Source organism: Mycolicibacterium sp. XJ2546 (genome assembly GCF_053483195.1).
The window spans coordinates 235,100-252,692 of record NZ_JBEFRW010000003.1 but is presented as its reverse complement, the minus strand read 5'-3'; the positions used below and the strand labels follow the sequence as shown (position 1 = coordinate 252,692).

Below are 17,593 nucleotides of genomic sequence, written 5' to 3'. Positions count from 1 at the left end.
TCGACAACCTACCGGAGTGTCCGTTTCCACCGGCCGTCGCGACTGCGCACCAAACCGCACAGCTCCAGGGTTGCCAGCGGACCCAACACCTGCCTTGCCGGCAAACCGGCGGCCATCGCGATCTCGTCGAGATTGCGCGCCGCCCGCGCAGGCAACGCGTCGTACACGCGCTTGTCGGTGTCGTCGAGGTCATCCAGGACCGAGACCGACCGCGGCTCGTCGGGAGCGAGTTCACCGATCCGCCCGACCAGTTCGACGACGTCTTCGGCGCGGGTGATCAGGAAGGCTCCGTCGCGCAGTAGGGCGTGACAGCCGACCGATACCGACGAGGTGATCGGGCCGGGCACCGCGCACACCGCGCGGCCCAGACCGCGGGCCCACGCCGCGGTGTTGGCGGCACCGCTGCGGGCGCCGGCCTCGACGACCACGGTGGCCCCGGCCAGCGCGGCCACCAGCCGGTTGCGGGTGAGGAACCGGTGTCGCGCCGGGCGCACCCCCGGCGGATATTCGGTGACGAGCGCTCCGTCCTCGGCAATGCGCCGCAGCAGTGCGCTGTGTCCCGCCGGATACGGCACATCGATGCCGCCGGCCAACACTGCAACGGTCAACCCGTCGGCCGCCAGCGCCGACCGGTGCGCCGCGCCGTCGATACCGAATGCCCCGCCGGACACCACCGCCACATCCCGCGTCGACAGGCCCCCGGCCAGCTCAGCCGCGGCGAACTCACCGTATGCGGTGGCCGCCCTGGTGCCGACCACCGCGGCGGAGCGGGCCGCCACCTCGTCCAGCCGCGCGGATCCGACCACCCACAGCACCATCGGCGGGTGAGCCTGCGCACGCAGCCGACCTTCGATCCCCCCGAAACCGGTGAACGCCAGTACCGGCCACTCGTCGTGCTCCGGGGTGATCAACCGACCGCCCATCGCCGCGAGCAACTCTAAATCCCGTGCTGCCGAGTCGATGTGACGACGGGCGTCGACCCCTTCGTTCACCGCATCACCGGCTTGCCCGCGACGCACCCGATCGGCGGCCTCGACGGCGCCGACCCGCGCCACGAGTGCTTTCAGCGCCGGGCACGGCGGTTCGGCCACCCGGGATAGGTACGCCCACGCGCGCGCCTCGTCGTCACTCATCGCACACCTCCGCCCTGCCGGAAACTCAAGGCCGTGGTGACGTCCTCCAAGTCCGGGGAGGTCCGGCCGGCCAGGTCACAAAGGGACCACGCGACCCGCATAGTGCGGTCCATGCCGCGTGCGCTGAGTTGACCGCGATCCATCGCCTGGTACAGCGGCTTCATCGTGGCTCGGGGCAGCCGGAACCTGCGCCGCAGTAACGATCCGCTGACTTCGGCGTTGGTCCGGATGCCGTAGGCACGCCACCGCTCCTCGGCGGCGTTGCGCGCGGCCACGACACGTTCACGGACCACGGCCGTGGATTCGCCGTCCTGCTCAACGAGTTCCCCCGCGCGCACCGGATGCATCTCGACGCGCAGGTCAACCCGGTCGATCAACGGGCCGGAAAGCTTGCCCAGATACCGACGCTTGTCGCCGCCGCGACAGATGCAGTCGTTGGGATTGGCCGGTGCACACGGGCACGGGTTGGCCGCCAGCACCAACAGGAACCGCGCCGGGTAGCGCGCCACACCGTCGCGACGGGCCAGCCGAATCTCACCGTCTTCCAGCGGCGTTCGCAGCGCTTCGAGCACGCTGACGCCGATCTCCGCGCACTCGTCGAGAAACAGCACACCTCGGTGCGCGCGGCTGACCGCTCCGGGTCGTGCCAGTCCCGAACCGCCACCGACCATCGCAGCGACACTCGACGTGTGATGCGGGGCGATGAACGGCGGCTGAGTGATCAGCGGTGTGTCACCCGAAAGCATGCCGGCCACCGAGTGGATCGCCGTCACTTCTAGCGACTCGCTTTCCGACAACGTCGGCAGCAACCCCGGAAGACGTTGTGCCAGCATGGTTTTACCGATGCCCGGTGGGCCGGTCAGCATCAGGTGATGGCCGCCGGCGGCGGCGACTTCGACCGCGAACCGTGCCTGGGTCTGGCCAACCACGTCGGCGAGGTCCACTGACGGTGCCGAAACGGCGCGCGGCGCAGCGATTCTGCCCGCCAACGGCGCCTTTCCTGCGATCCACAGCTGAAGCTCGCGCAGCGTCCGTGCACCCCATACCTCGATGCCCTCGACCAGGCTGGCCTCGGCGAGGTTGTCGACCGGCACCACGACCGTCGGCCAACCCTCACGTTTGGCGGCCATGACCGCGGGCAGCACCCCATTGACCGGACGCACCCGGCCGTCGAGCGCGAGTTCACCCAGCAACACCGTCTTCTCCAGCCGGGGCCACTCGGCCTTCTTCGCCGCAGCGATCACTGCCAGCGCGAGAGCCAAATCGTAGACCGAACCCACCTTCGGCAATGTCGCCGGCGAGAGCGCCAACGTGAGCCGCGCCATCGGCCAGTCATTGCCGCAGTTGGTGATCGCCGCACGGACCCGGTTGCGCGATTCCTTCAGCGCCGCGTCCGCGAGCCCGACCAAATGCACGCCGGGCAGACCCGAGGTGATGTGCGCCTCGATCTCCACGGTCTGTCCGTCCAGCCCGCGGATAGCCACGGAGAACGCTCGGCCCAGCGCCATCACCCCACCCCCTGAAGATGCGTGATCTCCGGTGTTCGCCGCCGACCGATCCGCACCCCGACGACATCGATGCGCACCTGCGACCACCGACCGTCGTGCGCGGCCAGCCACAGGCCGACGAGTCGGCGCAGCCGCTGCACCTTCTTCGGGGTCACCGCCTCTGCGACACCGCCGAATCGGTCGGTGGTGCGGGTCTTCACCTCCACGAAGATCGCGATGCGCGCGGCGTCATCGGCGGCGATCACGTCCAGCTCGCCATACCGGCAGCGCCAATTGCGGTCGAGCACCCGCAGCCCCAGCGAGCGCAGGTGATCGACCGCGAGTTGTTCTCCGAGTGCGCCGATCTCGGCGCGGGTGAATGAAATCATGGCTTCACCGTGCGGTTCGACACCGACAATCCGCGGTGTGGTGGCTCGAGTTATCCCCAACCGCAGACTCATCCACAATTCGGGCACACCCTGTTTCGCTGCCGTCAAAAAGCGGGTACACGCCGGCATGACCGACAAGTCGTTACACGGTGTCGCCGACAGAGCCACCGACAGTGATGCGTTCGAGTACACCGCCCGCGCCGGCTTCGCGGTCAGCGGCATACTGCACCTGCTTGTCGGCTATCTGATTCTTCGCATCGCGCTGGGTTCCGGCGGTAACGCCGACCAGTCCGGGGCGCTGGCGACGCTGGCGCAACAGACCGGTGGCGCGGTGCTGTTGTGGGTCGTCGCCGTGGGGTTGTTGGCGCTGGGCTTGTGGCGCGTCGCCGAGGCGATCGTCGGGCCGCGGCCCGGTGAAGGTTCGGGCCGCTTGCAGGACGACACCCCGGCGTGGAAGCGGGTGAAATCGCTCGGGCTGGCCGTCGTCAACTTCGCGATCGCGTTCTCGGCGGCCCGCTTCGCGATTGGCAGCGGACAGCAGAGCACCCAGCAGAACGCCGGACTGAGCGCACAGATGATGCAGTCCGGTTGGGGCAAAGCGGTCCTCATCGCGGTCGGGCTCGGATTGCTGGCGGTCGGGGGCTACCACGTCTACAAGGGCGTGACGAAGCACTTCTTCAAAGACCTGCACAGCTCAGGCGGCTCAGGGGTGACCGCCGTCGGCATCATCGGCTACGCGGCCAAGGGGCTGGTGCTCGCGGGCGCGGGAGTGCTGGTGATCGTGGCGACGCTGCAGGCCGATCCCGCCAAGGCCACCGGCCTCGACGCAGCGGTCAAGACCCTCGGGCAGGCGCCGTTCGGCAAGTTTCTTCTCATCCTGGCCGCAGCCGGTATCGCCGCGTTCGGCGTCTACAACTTCGTCCGCGCCCGGTCCGGCCGGATGTGACTACTGGCACTTCACCTCGGCTCATCCGCGCAGAGCCAACCAGCTGAAAACCCGAAAGGGTATCTTCATTAGGTAAACCTCAGCTAAAAGATGCTGCAATCTGACCTGCACGAAACCGGGAAAGGACCCCTGGATGCGACCACGTTGGAGCCGGATCGCTGCGCTCGCGTCAACGCTCGCCCTCGCGGCCGGTGCGACCGCCTGCACCAGCACGAGCGACAGCGACGAACTGTTGATCTACAACGCCCAGCACGAGTCGCTGGCCAAGGAATGGATCGACGCGTTCACCGAGGAAACCGGCATCAAGGTGTCCTACCGCCAGGGCGGTGACACCGAACTTGGCAACCAACTGGTGGCCGAGGGCGACGCGTCACCTGCCGACGTCTTCCTCACCGAGAACTCCCCCGCCATGGCGGCAGTAGAGCGGGCGGGGCTGTTCGCCGAACTCAACGCCGACACGCTTGATCAGGTTCCACCGCAATACCGTCCGGAGACCGGCAGGTGGACCGGGGTGGCCGCGCGCAGCACCGTGTTCGCCTACAACACCGACCGCCTGCAGCCCGATCAGCTGCCGCAGTCCATGCTCGACCTGCAGCAGCCCGAGTGGCAGGGCCGCTGGGGCGCCCCGCCGACCAAGGCCGATTTCCAGGCCATCGTCGCCGCGCTGCTGGCGCTCGAGGGTGAAGCTGCCACCGCGCAGTGGCTCGACGCGATGAAGGCCAACGCGGTGGCTTACAACAACAACATCGACACCCTCAAAGCGGTGAACGCCGGCGAGGTCGACGGCGGCATCATCTACCACTACTACTGGTACCGCGATCAAGCCAAAACCAAGGAGATCAGCGGCAACACCGCGCTGCACTACTTCAAGAACCAAGACCCGGGCGCCTTCGTCAGCCTGTCGGGCGGCGGCGTGCTGGCCTCCAGCGACAAACAGGACCAGGCGCAGCAGTTCATGCGGTTCATCACCAGCAGGGCCGGCCAGGAAGTCCTCGAGAAGGGCACCTCGTTCGAGTACCCGGTCGCCAGCGGTGTGCCCGCGAATCCCGCGTTGCCCCCGCTGGATTCGCTTCAGGCGCCCGATGTCGACCCGTCGTCCCTGGACGCGCAGAAGGTGACCGAGCTGATGACGAAGGCTGGATTGCTGTAGGTGGCCGTCCCCACCGTCGCACCTCCCGCCGCACCGGCCTCACGGTCGGACATCGTCACCCGGCCGGGTCCCCTGGTTTCGACAACCGTCGCGATTTTGGTTGCCGCGACGGCGATTCCGCTGGGCTATGTGGTGTGGGGCGCCACCTCGATCGGGTGGGACCGCGCCTACGAACTGGTGGTGCGGCCCCGCGTCGGCGAGCTTCTCTACAACACCGTCGCGCTGGTGGCCGTCACGGTGCCACTCTGCGTGCTGATCGGGGTCGGGGTGGCCTGGCTGGTGGAACGCACCGACCTGCCCGGCCGGGCTTTGTGGCGCCCGCTTTTCGTTGCTCCGCTCGCTGTTCCGGCATTCGTGAACAGCTACGCGTGGATCGGCGTGGTGCCCTCACTGCACGGGCTGTGGGCGGGGGTGTTGATCACCACGCTGTCCTATTTCCCGTTCATGTACCTGCCCGTCGCGGCGACCTTGCGTCGGCTCGATCCAGCGGTGGAGGAATCGGCCCGAGCGCTGGGATCGGATTCGGTGGCGGTGTTCTTCCGCGTGGTGCTGCCGCAGCTGCGCCTGGCGATCCTCGGCGGCGGGCTGTTGATCGGTGTACATCTGCTCGCCGAGTACGGCGCTTTCGCGATGGTGCGCTTCGACACCTTCACCGTGGCGATCTTCCAGCAATTCCAGGTGACGTTCGACGGCGCGGCGGGCAGCATGCTCGCCGGTGTCCTCGTGTTGCTCTGCCTTGCAATGCTGGTCGCCGAGGCCGCGGTCCGCGGCAATGCCCGCTTCGCCAGGATCGGCTCCGGCGCACCCCGGGCGGCGACTCCAATCCACTTGCGCAGCAGCACGATGCCTGCCTTTGCGGCGCTCATCGCGTTGGCTGTCCTTTCGATCGGTGTGCCGGCGTGGACCATCCTGCGCTGGCTGTGGATCGGCGGCGTTGAGGTGTGGGACTTCGGGGACATCTTCACATCGTTGAGCCAGACCATCGGCCTGGCCGCGGCGGCGGCGGCGCTGACGACCGTGCTCGCGTTCCCCGTGGCGTGGGTGGCGGTGCGGTCCAGCGGATTTCTCGCCCGCGCAGCCGAAGGTGCCAACTACGTGGCCAGCTCGTTGCCCGGCATCGTCACCGCGCTGGCGCTGGTCACCGTCACCATAGCCGTTGCACCCGTTCTCTATCAGAGCGTGGCGCTGATCGTGTTCGCCTATGTGCTGCTGTTCATGCCGCGTGCGCTGGTCAACGTCCGCGCCGGGCTGGCTCAGGTGCCGACCAGCCTCGAGGAGGCCTCCCGCTCGCTCGGCAGTTCGCCGACCGCCACGTTCTTCCGCGTCACGCTGCGCCTGACCGCACCCGCCGCAGCCGCCGGAGCCGCACTGGTGTTCGTCGCCGTCGCCACCGAACTGACCGCGACCCTTCTGCTCGCGCCGACGGGCACCAACACGCTGTCGATGCGGTTCTGGTCGTTGTCCACCGAGTTGGACTACGCGGCCGCCGCGCCGTACGCGCTGGTGTTGGTGGTGCTGGCGATACCGGTGACGCTCATCCTGCTGCGGCAGTCGGCGAAGGCGGCTGCGCTGTGACCTCCACTGTTGAAATCCACCAATTGGCAAAGTCTTTCAACGGCCGCACCGTGCTGGACCATATCGACCTCGAGGTGCGACCGGGTTCTACCACCGCCGTCGTCGGATCGTCGGGGTGCGGAAAGACCACGCTGCTGCGGCTCATCGCCGGCTTCGAGAACCCCGATGCGGGCACGATCAACATCGGGGGCCGTCAGGTCGCCGGCCCGCAGCGCTCGGTGGCGCCGCACCGCCGGGCGGTCGGCTATGTCGCCCAGGACGGTGCGCTGTTTCCGCATCTGACCGTCGGGCAGAACATCGCGTACGGGCTGTCCCGCAAGCAGGGCCACACCCGGGTGGCCGAGTTGCTGCAGACGGTCTCGCTGGACCCGTCCTATGCATCCCGACGCCCGCATGAGCTGTCCGGCGGCCAACAGCAGCGGGTGGCGCTGGCGCGGGCGTTGGCGCGCGAACCGGCGCTGATGCTGCTCGACGAGCCGTTCAGCTCGTTGGACACCGGCCTGCGCGCATCCACCCGCAAGGCGGTCGCAAAGCTGCTCGCCGACGCCGGGGTGACGACGCTGCTGGTCACTCACGACCAGGAGGAAGCGCTCTCGATCGCCGACCAGATCGCCGTGATGCGCGACGGCAGGTTCACCCAGGTCGGCCCGCCGCAGCAGGTGTATCGCCAACCGGCCGACTACTTCACCGCGGCATTCCTCGGCGATTGCGTCTCACTGCCGTGCACGGTCAGCTCCGGTGTCGCCGAGTGCGCACTCGGGCGGGTTCCGGTGCGTGCCGGCGACGGGTCGGCGACATTGCTGCTGCGCCCGGAACAGCTTGTGGTGACGGCAGTTTCAGATACCGAACAGTTCCGGAGCGTCGGCACTGTGATCGACACCGAGTTCCTGGGCCACGACGTGCTCTTGACAATCGACCCCGCGGGCGCCGCCGAACCGGTCGTGGTGCGTCAGGACAGCCTCAACGCTGCCCCCGTCGACGCCAAGGTGCACATCGAGATCACCGGCGAGGGGATCGTGCTGTGATGCGCCGGCTCGTCGACGTCCTGCGTTGCCACGGCGACAACGTCGCGGTGCTCACCGACACGCAGCAGTTGACCTATGCGCAGCTCGCCGAGCACGTCGTGGACGCGGCACCTGAGTTCGGCGATACCCGTCGCCTGGTTTTGCTCGAAACCCGCAACGACATCCGCACTTTGGTGTATTACCTCGCGGCCCTTGCCGGTGGGCATGTGGTGCTTCCCGTTCCCGCTGGACGCGATCACTCGACCATGGTGCAGACCTACGATCCCGATGTCGTCGTAGCCGGCGATGTCCACCACCGGCGAAGGGCTTCGCGCCATCACCTGCACGACGATCTCGCCCTCCTGCTCTCCACGTCCGGAAGCACCGGATCTCCCAAACTGGTCCGGCTGTCGCACACCAACCTGATCTCCAATGCGACCGCCATCGCCGAATACCTGCACATCAGCGAAACCGACCGGGCTGCAACCACACTGCCGATGTCGTACTGTTACGGGCTTTCGGTGATCCACAGCCATCTGCTGCGCGGCGCCGCGTTGATCCTGACCGAGCGCTCCGTTATGGATGAGCAGTTCTGGGACCTGTTCCGCCGCTGCGGCGGCACCTCGTTCGCGGGGGTTCCGTATACCTTCGAGCTGCTTGACCGCATCGGCTTCGATACCATGGAGCTGCCGACGCTTCGCTACGTCACCCAGGCCGGCGGCCGGATGCCGCCGGATCGGGTCAAGCGGGTCGCCGAGCTGGCCCAGCGTCGCGGCTGGGCGCTGTTCGTGATGTACGGCGCCACCGAGGCCACCGCCCGGATGGCCTACCTCCCTCCGCAACTGGCGTTGTCACGGCCTACCGCCATCGGTCGGCCGATACCCGGAGGGTCGTTGGCCCTGGAACCGATCGACGACTGGCCTGAAGAAAACGTCGGCGAACTCGTGTACCGCGGCGACAACGTCATGATGGGGTACGCACGAGGACCCCAGGATCTGTCACTGGGTAACAGCGTCGACACGCTGCACACCGGCGATGTCGCCCGGCGCGCACCCGACGGCCTCTACGAGCTGATCGGGCGCACCAGCCGTTTCGTCAAGAGCTACGGCCTGCGCATCGATCTACAGCGGCTCGAATCCACGCTGCGCGCACGCGGTATGACGACATTCTGCACGTGCGACGACGAGCACCTGGTCGTCGCGGCCGCGGGACGACACGGCGCATACGACGTGCAGCGCGCGGTCGCCGAGGCCACCGGGGTGCCCGCCAGCTCGGTGCGGGCGGTGCACGTCGACGAGTTGCCGTTGTTGCCGTCGGGCAAGCCCGACTATGAGACGGTGCGACGGCTGGCGCGCGGTGCCGGGCAGCCCGGAACCGACGACCTGTGGGTGCTTTTCGCCGAAGTGCTGCAGAAAGACCCGGCCGGGATCGACTCCGACGCCTCGTTCGTCGACCTCGGTGGCAACTCGCTGTCGTACGTGGCGATGTCAGTGCGACTCGAGCGGATGCTCGGGCACCTGCCCACCGACTGGCATCAGCGTCCGCTGCGCGAACTGGAAGCCATGGCGCGCCCGGTCACCGGCCGGCGGCGCTGGTGGGCGTCGACGCTGGAGACCAGCGTCGCGTTGCGGGCGCTGGCGATCGTGCTCATCGTGGGCTCGCACGCGGGGCTCTTCGAACTGTGGGGCGGCGCGCACGTATTGCTCGGGGTCGCGGGATACAACTTCGGCCGGTTCTGCATGACCTCGGTGCCACGCACCGACCGGGTCCGGCACCTGCGCAACACCATCGGCTGGATCGCGGTGCCGTCGGCGCTCTGGGCGGCCGTCGTGCTGCTGGTGAGCGACCACTACACGTGGACAAACCTGCTGCTGGCCAACAAGATTCTCGGTCCGCACGACAGCATGACCGCCGGGCGGCTGTGGTTCGTCGAGGTGCTGGTGTGGACGCTGGTCGCGCTGCTGTTGTTGTTCTGGCTGCCCGGACTGGACCGGCTGGAGCGGCAACGACCGTTCGCCGTGGCGGTCGCGTTCCTGGTGGTCGGGCTGGCGCTGCGCTACGACGTGCTCGGTCTGGGGCTTGGTCGTGAGGCGTGGTTCACGATGCTGGCGTTCTGGTTCTTCGCGATCGGTTGGGCTGCGGCGAAGGCGTCGTCAACGGTGCAGCGCGCCGTGGTGACCGTGGTACTGGCTGTGGCGTTGCACGGGTATTTCGGTAGCACGCTGCGTGAGGCGATGGTGCTGGGCGGGTTGGCGTTGCTCATCTGGCTGCCGACGATCCGCTGCCCGGTCGCGCTGACGACGGTCGCGGGCATCCTCGCGGAGGCCTCGCTGTACACGTATCTGGTGCACTACCAGGTGTACCCGTTGTTCCCCGGCCATCCGGTGCTCGGCGTGGTCGCGTCGCTGGCGGCTGGCGTCACGCTGACGTACCTGCTCTCCTGGTGCCGAAAGGGACATTTGTGCGGAAAAGTGCGAGTAAACCCCGCCAAAACGTCGACCTCGGCGCCACACGCAATTAGGTCCGCTCGGCGATGAGGCCCTCCTGAGCCAGCGTCGCCGCGATGGCACCGTCGGCGCGGATCAGACTCCCGACGACGACACCACGTGCGCGCGCCGCCGCCGGTGACGTCGTCTCGAGAAGGTTCCACTGATCGGCACGCACCGAGCGGTGAAACCAGATCGAGGAATCCGTTGTGCCGCTTCGATGGGTGCGCGCCCGCATCGAATGCCCGTGCACCTGCAGCGCCGGGTCGATCATGTACACATCGGTGACGTAGACGGCCAGCAGCGAGTGTAACAGCGGGTCCTGCGGCAGCGGAATCGTTGCGCGCCACCAGAATCGACGCACGAACTGATCACCCGCACCCTCGTCGGCGATCCTGATGTCGAGTTCGTCGAGCGGCATCGACGGCGCGGGTCCGGCGGGCCCCGTGCGCGGCAGCGCCTCGGGATCCTGCGGCGACGGCCGTTGACCGTGTTGCGGCCCAGGCAGTTCCGTCGCGAACGACACCGTCGCCGCCGTCAACAACCGACCATCCTGATGCGATTCGACCCGGCGCGCTGAGGCGGTCCGGCCGTCGAACACCCGCGTCACGCGGTACTCGACGTCATCACCGGCTTCCCCGCCCCGCAGGAACTGCAGATGCATGTTGGTGGGCAACCGCTCGGCATCGACAGTGCGGCACGCCGCCGCCAGGCTCTGCGCGACGAGCTGCCCGCCGTACGCGCGTTTCCCTGTTGGCCCGCTCGCTGCACCGATCCACGAGTCGGCGCCCTCCCCCGGCCGCACGTCAAGCAACTTGAGCAGCTTGCTCATCGGGCGTCTCCAGTTGCCACCGTGCCTGATTCGACCATCCGCGAGACCTCGTCCGCGCTCATCGACAACCACTCGGTGAGCACCGCGGCGGTGTCGTCGCCCAGCGCCGGCGCGGCGACCGCAGGCGGAAACATGCCGCCGATCGAGATCGGCAACCCGGGCGCGAGATACTCCCCGATTCGGGGCTGATCAAGCGATGTAAACAACGGGTTGGCCGTCACCTTCTCCTCGGTGACGGCTTCGGCGAAGCTGCGATACCGGTCCCACAGCACCGAGGACACCGACAGCGCCGCGGTGATCTCCTCGGCGGTGTGCGAGGCGAACCACTCGCCGAACAACCTTGTGAGCGCATCGCGATGCTGATAGCGCTGCCCTTCGTCGCTGAAGTCTGCGCCCAGCGTATCAGCCAGCCCAGCAACGGCTTTCGAGGTACCGGTCAACTCGGTCAGATCGCGGAAGTGGCGTGCGGTGAGCGCAACCACCATGAACGACACCCCGTCGCTGCTCGAAAAGTCCTGGCCGTACTGGCCGTACACCGAGTTCCCGATCCGCTGCCGACTGGTGCCGTTGATCATGGCCTCGGTGAGAAAGCTCAAGTTTCCCGCCGTCGCCAAGGCGACATTCTCCAGCGGGATGCTGATTTTCTGGCCTTGTCCGGTCACGTCGCGGTGGCGCAGCGCGGTGACGACGGCCAGCGCCGCGTAGATGCCGCAGGAGACGTCCCAGGCCGGCAGCACGTGGTTGACCGGGGTGGCGAGTTCAGCCGGCCCAGTGGCCAGCGGGAACCCGATACCGGCGTTGACGGTGTAATCGACGCCGGTGCCGCCGTCGGCGCGCCCGGACACCTCGACGTGGATCAGGTCGGGACGCAGCGCCGCCAGCGTGTCATACGAATGCCATTCGCGACCCGCGACATTCGTCAGCAGCACGCCGCTGTCGGCGATGAGCCGCTGCACCAGTTGCTGACCCTCCGGCGAGCGCATGTCGGCGGCCATCGAGCGCTTGCCCTTGTTCAGCCCCGCCCAGTAGATGCTCTCACCGTCGGCGGTGACCGGCCACCGGCGGTAGTCGGCTGCGCCGCCGACCGGGTCGACCCGGATCACTTCGGCACCGAGTTGGGCGAGCGTCATTCCGGCCAGCGGCACCGCGACGAAGCTGGAGATCTCGACAATGCGCACCCCGGCAAGCGGGCGCGCAGCATCAGCAGGAGCAGTCATCCGGCCAAGCTATCAAGTGTCAAACCAACTCGACTGCCTCGGCAATCGACGGCAGTACCCGGCTTGGCCGGAAGGGATAGCGCTCGACCTCATCGGGGGTCGTCGACCCGGTCAGCACCAGGATGGTCTCCAACCCGGCTTCGATCCCGGCAACGACGTCGGTGTCCATCCGGTCGCCGACCATCACGGTGCTCTCGGAGTGCGCCTCGATCCGGTTCAGCGCGCTGCGGAACATCATCGGGTTCGGCTTGCCGACGAAGTACGGCTCGCGGCCGGTGGCCTTGGTGATCATCGCCGCGACGGATCCGGTGGCCGGCAGCGGACCCTCCGCCGATGGCCCGGTGACATCGGGGTTGGTGGCGATGAATCGGGAACCGGCCAGGATCAACCGGATGGCTTTCGTGATCGCGGTGAACGAGTACGTCCTGGTCTCGCCGAGCACCACGAAGTCGGGTTCGATGTCGGTGAGCGTGTAGCCGACCTCGTGCAGCGCCGTCGTCAGACCCGCCTCACCGATGACGTAGGCCGACCCGCCGGGCAGCTGGTCGTTGAGGAAGGCGGCGGTGGCCAGCGCCGACGTCCAGATCGCCCGCTCCGGCACCGTCAGCCCCGACCGCAACAGCCGCGCCGACAGGTCGCGCGGCGTGAAGATGGAGTTGTTGGTCAGCACCAGAAACGGCCGCTCGCGATCCATCAGGCGTTGCAGGAACTCCGCCGCGCCCGGCAACGCGTGCTCTTCACGGACCAGCACACCGTCCATGTCGGTGAGCCAGCACTTCGGTGGGGTGCGCACCCGATCAGTCTGACAGTTTTGAGATTGCGGCGGGTCGCAACGCGACGCCCTTTGCGAAAACCGCGCCGACGACGGCTATCTCGGCTGGTTGGGTACCCCGGGGAACAGCTGTTCCGACGGTCCTGAGGTCACGTACCCGGCGAGCTTGGTCACGAGATGGGGCGCGAACACCGCGCCGTAGACCGCGTGCCCGACGACGATGGCCGCGGTCACCGAGACGATCGTCGACTGGACACGGGTCTTGGACACCTTGTCCGCCAACATGTCGATGACGTTGCGGCCTTCGGAGTCGGTCCGGCCCAGCAGGTAGCTGAAGACCATCATCTGCACACCCATCGCGAGCGCGTCGTACAGCGGGTACTGAAACTTGCTGCCCTCGAACAAGCCGAGCCCCGGAATGATGTAGCCGTAGTGGAAGATACCCATCCGCGGGCCGAAGAACCCGTTGAACAGCAGCGCCCAACAGAACCCGACGATCAGCCCGACGGCCAACAGGGTCTGCGGTGCGCGCCAGTTGAACCGACGGATGATCCGCCGCCCGAGCGCGGCGCCGATCACCGCGGGCAGCACGAAGTAGGCGATGTAGCCGATGGGTACGGCCGACGGCAGACCACCGCCCCACGTCATGTTCAGCGGCCACCAGGACGGCATGCGTGGCAGCGCCGGCGGGAACTGGGCGTACACCGCCCAGTCGTAGGGCGCCTCGATCCACGAGAACGAGATGGCGGAGATCGAGACCAGCAGTAGCGGGTGCAGACGGCCACGCCGGATGCTCAGAAACACGCCGTAGGCAAGAAACAACACACCGCCGACATAGGCGAACGACAGCCCGGCGATCAGGGCCGGCGTCAGCTCGGTGGTCATCGGCGGTCCCCGTTGACGTTGCCGCGAGCCTCGGGATCGGAATGGATCACCACGCCGAAAATCAAGATGATCAGCCCGAACAATGTTCCGAGCATGATGAGTTGACCCATGTGTAATAGTCGACACTATTATATAGGTTTGGTCAAGGACGTTTATCGTTTATGTCGTCAGCCGCTTCCCCGCGCGGTCCAGAAAGTGAGAATCCGTGTCCCAGCGGCGTTCGGCCAAGAAGCAGACCAGCTCCGCGGCGACGGGTCAGGCCACCCGGCGCCCCCGCGGCGAGGCGCGTCGGCTCCTGCTCGACGCCGCCCGCGAGCTGTTCGCGCGCCGGGACTACCGCACGACGACGACCCGCGAAATCGCCGAAGCCGCCGGCGTCACCGAGTACCTGTTGTTCCGCCACTTCGGCTCCAAGGCTGGGTTGTTCCGCGAGGCGCTGGTGCTGCCATTCACGAACTTCGTCGACGACTTCGGCAAGACGTGGCAGACCGTCATTCCCGACAAGACCACGGAAGAGGAACTGACCCGGCAATTCGTCGGCGAACTCTACGATGTGCTCGTCGAACACCGGGGCCTGCTGCTGACGCTGGTCGCCTCCGACGGGCTCAGCGACGACGAGGTCGAAAGCGCGGGCATCGCCGACATCCGACGCGCCCTCACGCTGCTCGGCGAGATCAGCGCCGAGGGTATGCAGCTACGCGGAATGCGTTCGCGCCAGCCGGATCTGCCCGCGCACTCGACGGTGGCGATGATCGTCGGCATGGTCGCATTGCGCTCGACCTTCTTCGGCAACCGGCCGCCGTCGCGGGAGGCGATCGTCGACGAACTCGTGCAGGCGATCCTGCACGGCTTCCTGCACCGGCCCTAACCGCCCGGCCCGTTCGGCCACTTCAGCAGTGAGCCGGCATCGACGCGGATGTGCCGCCCGGTGATGAAAGCGACCTTGGCGTCGAGCTTTCCGCTCATTTTCGTACTCCTATTCTCTGCCGAGCAGACGCAGAGTCTTGAGTTTGGCCAGCGTTTCGGAACATTCTCCGTCTGCTCGCTGATCTAGGCGATCGGTGTGAACGTGATGTGCAGTTCGGAAAGGCCCCGCATGATGAACGTCGGTTCAAAGGTGAAGTTGCGGTTCTCCGGCGGGCCGTGATGCTCGGTGGAGATCGTGATGTCGTTCATCCGGTCGAGGATCCTGTTCAACGAGATGCGCCCTTCCGCACGCGCCAAGGGTGCGCCCGGGCAGGAATGGATGCCGCGGACGAACGCGATCTGCTCACGCACGTTCGGGCGGTCCACCCGAAATGTGTGCGGGTCTGCGAACTTCCGTTCGTCGCGGTTGCACGCGCCGGGGAGCAGCATGACGGTGGTGCCCGCCGGTACCTCGACTTCGCCGACCTTCGTGGTGGTGCGCGCCATCCGGAAGTGGGATTTGACCGGGCTCTCCATCCGCAAGGTCTCTTCGAGGAACGCCGGAATCGCGCTGCGGTCGTCGCGGAGCTTTTTCTCGTAGCCGGGGTTGTCGGCGATGAATCGCACCGCCGAACTGACCAGTTTCGTCGTCGTCTCGGTACCGGCCGCGAACAGGAAGGTCGAGACGTTCATGACGTCCTCGACCTCGGGGGTCGACCCGTCTTCGTACTTGGCGTGTGCCAGCTCGGTCAGCACGTCTTGGCGCGGCGAGCGTCTGCGGTCCTCGATGTAGGCGTAGAACTTCTCGTTGAGCCACTCCAGCGGGTTGTGCGACGTGGGCGCCTCCTTGCCCAATTCGCCGACCGTTTCCAGCGCGAAGACCCCTTTGAACTCCTCATGGTCTTCGACTGGCACACCGAGAAGGTCGGCGATGACGAGCAGCGAGAACGGTTTGGCGTAGGCGGACAGGAATTCACAGCTGCCCTTGTCAAGGAAGGTGTCGAGTTGCTGGTCGGCCAACCGCCACATGAAGTCTTCGTTTTCCTTCAGGCGCTTGGGTGTGATGAGTTTGTTCAACAGGCCCCGGGTCAGGGTGTGCAACGGCGGATCCTGCGACGTGATGTGTTCAGCCATCGGCACCGCGGCGCGGTGCTGCTCGATCAGCTCTGTGACGTCGTCGGACTCACCTGGGCCGAAAGGCATGCCGGAGAACGGTCCGGCCACCGAGACGCAGGAGGAGAAACTCGAGTTTTTGTACACTGCCAGCGCCTCTTCGTATCCGGTGACGGCCAACACGTTGAACGGGGTCGCCTGCACGACCGGGCATTTGGACCGCAGATAGTCGAAGTACGGGTAGGGGTCGGGAACGAGCGCTTCGTCGGTGAAGAAGTCGACGGTTTCGAAATCGGTCACAAGACACTCCTGGTTGCTTGGGTCGCATACGCGTCATTGACGTTCATGATTTGGTCGAGGTTGTCGGCGCTGGCTGCAACGCGTCCCTCTCAGCCGGCGGGGTAGGCGACGGACTTGGCCTCGGTGTATTGGTCGAACCCGGCGACAACGTTCTGGCGCCCGATGCCGCTGGCCTTGTATTCGCCGAACGGGGTGTCGGCGCCATAGCTGGCGGTGCCGTTCAAACCGATGAAGCCGGCCCGCAGCCGGTGGGCCACCGAAAGCGCGCGGTCCAGCGTTCCGGCCATGACGTTGCCGGCCAGACCGTACGGGCTGTCATTGGCGATGCGTACTGCGTCGTCCTCGTCGTTGAAGGGAATGACCGCGAGCACGGGTCCGAAGATCTCTTCCTGCGCGATGGTCATCGCGTTGTCGACGTCGGTGAAGCGTTGGCTTGACGAAGAACCCCTTATCCATACCGTAGGGGACCTCGGCTCCCCCCGACGAGCAGGGTTGCGCCCTCCTCGACGCCCTTGTCGATGTAGCCGCGGATGCGGCCGCGCTGTTTGTCGGAGATCACCGGACCGCACAGCGTACCGGGATCCTGCGGATGGCCGGCCGCGACACCTTCGTATATGCCCCGCAGGATCTCGACACCTTCGTCGTAGCGCGAGCGCGGTAGTGGCAACCGCGTGGGGTTTGCGCAGCCCTGACCGGCGTGCATGCACGGTGCGATGCCCGTCCATGCAGCCGACCGCGAAATCCGCGCCCTCGAGCACGATGGTCGCCGACTTCCCGCCGAGTTCCAGAAAGAGCGGCTTCATCGTCGCGGCATCCTTTTCCATGATCCGCCGACCGACCGCCGTCGACCCGGTGAACGAGATCAAGTCCACCTTCGGTAATAGCGTGAGTTCCTCACCGACAAAGTGATCCGATGCCGTGACGACGTTCACCACACCCGGTGGGATATCGGTGTTCTCCGCGATGAGCAGGCCTTTGCGGGTGGTGTTGACCCCGGTGACCGAGACCAGCGCATCGCCAAGCGAGGTCTCCCAGGGATATTCGTCGATCAACCGGGCCGGGTACCTCAGCGCATCGGACAACGGCGCATCGAGCTGCGGCCCGTGCGTGATGGCGCGCGGACATCCCGCCTCGAGGATGAGCTCCTCGCGCAGTTCTTCCTGCTCCGATTCCAGCGCCACCTGCAACTGCAACAGGCACCGCTGGCGCAACGCATGGTTCGTCGACCAGTCGGTTTCGTCGAAGGCGCGGCGCGCGGCGTCGATGGCGCGGTGCATATCGGATTTCGACGCGTCGGCCACCTTGCCGAGCACCTCTTCGGTCGCCGGGTTGATGTTGGTGAAGGTGCCGACCTCGCCGTCGACGAGCTTGCCGTCGATCATCATCTTCGATTCGAAA

The 17,593-nt window shown here is 66.8% G+C and carries 14 protein-coding genes and 1 pseudogene; 6 read left to right on the top strand and 9 right to left on the bottom strand.

The window, feature by feature from the left end:
• Positions 1-8: 8 nt before the first annotated feature.
• Genes dprA through ABQE44_RS07570 form a run of 3 tightly spaced genes read right to left on the bottom strand, consistent with a single transcriptional unit; the run spans position 9 to position 3,009 of the window.
• Positions 9-1,133, bottom strand: a complete 1,125-nt coding sequence (gene dprA / locus ABQE44_RS07580) for a DNA-processing protein DprA (protein WP_448390854.1) — start codon at positions 1,131-1,133, stop codon at positions 9-11.
• A complete protein-coding gene (locus ABQE44_RS07575; protein WP_448390853.1) occupies positions 1,130-2,641 on the bottom strand; it encodes a YifB family Mg chelatase-like AAA ATPase in 1,512 nt (503 codons plus the stop codon). The genes dprA and ABQE44_RS07575 overlap by 4 nt, the downstream gene beginning before the upstream one ends.
• Positions 2,641-3,009 carry a YraN family protein gene (locus ABQE44_RS07570; RefSeq protein WP_448390852.1) on the bottom strand — a complete coding sequence of 123 codons (369 nt, stop codon included), beginning with the start codon at positions 3,007-3,009 and terminating at the stop codon, positions 2,641-2,643. The genes ABQE44_RS07575 and ABQE44_RS07570 overlap by 1 nt, the downstream gene beginning before the upstream one ends.
• 127 nt (positions 3,010-3,136) lie before the next feature.
• On the opposite strand from ABQE44_RS07570, the gene ABQE44_RS07565 reads away from it, so the two are divergent.
• From ABQE44_RS07565 to ABQE44_RS07545, 5 genes are all read left to right on the top strand, one after another.
• A complete protein-coding gene (locus ABQE44_RS07565; protein WP_448429239.1) occupies positions 3,137-3,955 on the top strand; it encodes a DUF1206 domain-containing protein in 819 nt (272 codons plus the stop codon).
• Between the two features lie 133 nt (positions 3,956-4,088).
• The gene (locus ABQE44_RS07560; protein WP_448390850.1) at positions 4,089-5,105 is read left to right on the top strand and encodes an iron ABC transporter substrate-binding protein; all 1,017 of its coding nucleotides are present in this window, start codon (positions 4,089-4,091) and stop codon (positions 5,103-5,105) included.
• Entirely contained in the window at positions 5,106-6,680 is a 1,575-nt protein-coding gene (locus ABQE44_RS07555) for an ABC transporter permease (protein ID WP_448429011.1), read from the top strand.
• Positions 6,677-7,705 carry an ABC transporter ATP-binding protein gene (locus tag ABQE44_RS07550; protein WP_448429009.1) on the top strand — a complete coding sequence of 343 codons (1,029 nt, stop codon included), beginning with the start codon at positions 6,677-6,679 and terminating at the stop codon, positions 7,703-7,705. The genes ABQE44_RS07555 and ABQE44_RS07550 overlap by 4 nt, the downstream gene beginning before the upstream one ends.
• Complete coding sequence (locus tag ABQE44_RS07545; protein WP_448429007.1) at positions 7,705-10,221, top strand: AMP-binding protein; 2,517 nt, start codon at positions 7,705-7,707, stop codon at positions 10,219-10,221. The genes ABQE44_RS07550 and ABQE44_RS07545 overlap by 1 nt, the downstream gene beginning before the upstream one ends.
• On the opposite strand, the gene ABQE44_RS07540 is transcribed toward ABQE44_RS07545, so the two are convergent.
• The 4 genes from ABQE44_RS07540 to ABQE44_RS07525 form a co-directional block, all read right to left on the bottom strand.
• Positions 10,202-11,002: an acyl-CoA thioesterase gene (locus tag ABQE44_RS07540; protein WP_448429005.1), complete on the bottom strand. Its 801-nt coding sequence runs from the start codon at positions 11,000-11,002 to the stop codon at positions 10,202-10,204. The genes ABQE44_RS07545 and ABQE44_RS07540 overlap by 20 nt on opposite strands.
• The gene (locus ABQE44_RS07535; RefSeq protein WP_448429003.1) at positions 10,999-12,219 is read right to left on the bottom strand and encodes a CoA transferase; all 1,221 of its coding nucleotides are present in this window, start codon (positions 12,217-12,219) and stop codon (positions 10,999-11,001) included. Before ABQE44_RS07535 ends, ABQE44_RS07540 begins: the two co-directional genes overlap by 4 nt.
• A gap of 19 nt (positions 12,220-12,238) precedes the next feature.
• On the bottom strand, positions 12,239-12,979 hold the full coding sequence (locus ABQE44_RS07530; RefSeq protein ID WP_448429237.1) for an HAD-IIA family hydrolase: 741 nt from the start codon (positions 12,977-12,979) through the stop codon (positions 12,239-12,241).
• Positions 12,980-13,087: 108 nt separating this feature from the next.
• A complete protein-coding gene (locus tag ABQE44_RS07525; RefSeq protein ID WP_448429001.1) occupies positions 13,088-13,876 on the bottom strand; it encodes a spirocyclase AveC family protein in 789 nt (262 codons plus the stop codon).
• Between the two features lie 205 nt (positions 13,877-14,081).
• On the opposite strand from ABQE44_RS07525, the gene ABQE44_RS07520 reads away from it, so the two are divergent.
• Complete coding sequence (locus tag ABQE44_RS07520) at positions 14,082-14,744, top strand: TetR/AcrR family transcriptional regulator (RefSeq protein WP_448428999.1); 663 nt, start codon at positions 14,082-14,084, stop codon at positions 14,742-14,744.
• Between the two features lie 182 nt (positions 14,745-14,926).
• Here ABQE44_RS07520 and ABQE44_RS07515 read toward each other — a convergent pair whose 3' ends face one another.
• Positions 14,927-16,195 carry a cytochrome P450 gene (locus ABQE44_RS07515; RefSeq protein WP_448428998.1) on the bottom strand — a complete coding sequence of 423 codons (1,269 nt, stop codon included), beginning with the start codon at positions 16,193-16,195 and terminating at the stop codon, positions 14,927-14,929.
• Positions 16,196-16,284: 89 nt separating this feature from the next.
• Positions 16,285-17,580, bottom strand: a pseudogene (locus ABQE44_RS07510) (aldehyde dehydrogenase family protein).
• Between the last annotated feature and the right edge of the window lie 13 nt (positions 17,581-17,593).

Coding starts and splice junctions, on each gene's coding strand:
- ABQE44_RS07525 (WP_448429001.1), bottom strand. CDS start 13,876: ATGACCACCGAGCTGACGCCGGCCCTGATCGCCGGGCTGTCGTTCGCC.
- ABQE44_RS07565 (WP_448429239.1), top strand. CDS start 3,137: ATGACCGACAAGTCGTTACACGGTGTCGCCGACAGAGCCACCGACAGT.
- ABQE44_RS07545 (WP_448429007.1), top strand. CDS start 7,705: ATGCGCCGGCTCGTCGACGTCCTGCGTTGCCACGGCGACAACGTCGCG.
- ABQE44_RS07535 (WP_448429003.1), bottom strand. CDS start 12,219: ATGACTGCTCCTGCTGATGCTGCGCGCCCGCTTGCCGGGGTGCGCATT.
- ABQE44_RS07570 (WP_448390852.1), bottom strand. CDS start 3,009: ATGATTTCATTCACCCGCGCCGAGATCGGCGCACTCGGAGAACAACTC.
- dprA (WP_448390854.1), bottom strand. CDS start 1,133: ATGAGTGACGACGAGGCGCGCGCGTGGGCGTACCTATCCCGGGTGGCC.
- ABQE44_RS07575 (WP_448390853.1), bottom strand. CDS start 2,641: ATGGCGCTGGGCCGAGCGTTCTCCGTGGCTATCCGCGGGCTGGACGGA.
- ABQE44_RS07560 (WP_448390850.1), top strand. CDS start 4,089: ATGCGACCACGTTGGAGCCGGATCGCTGCGCTCGCGTCAACGCTCGCC.
- ABQE44_RS07530 (WP_448429237.1), bottom strand. CDS start 12,979: ATGGACGGTGTGCTGGTCCGTGAAGAGCACGCGTTGCCGGGCGCGGCG.
- ABQE44_RS07540 (WP_448429005.1), bottom strand. CDS start 11,002: ATGAGCAAGCTGCTCAAGTTGCTTGACGTGCGGCCGGGGGAGGGCGCC.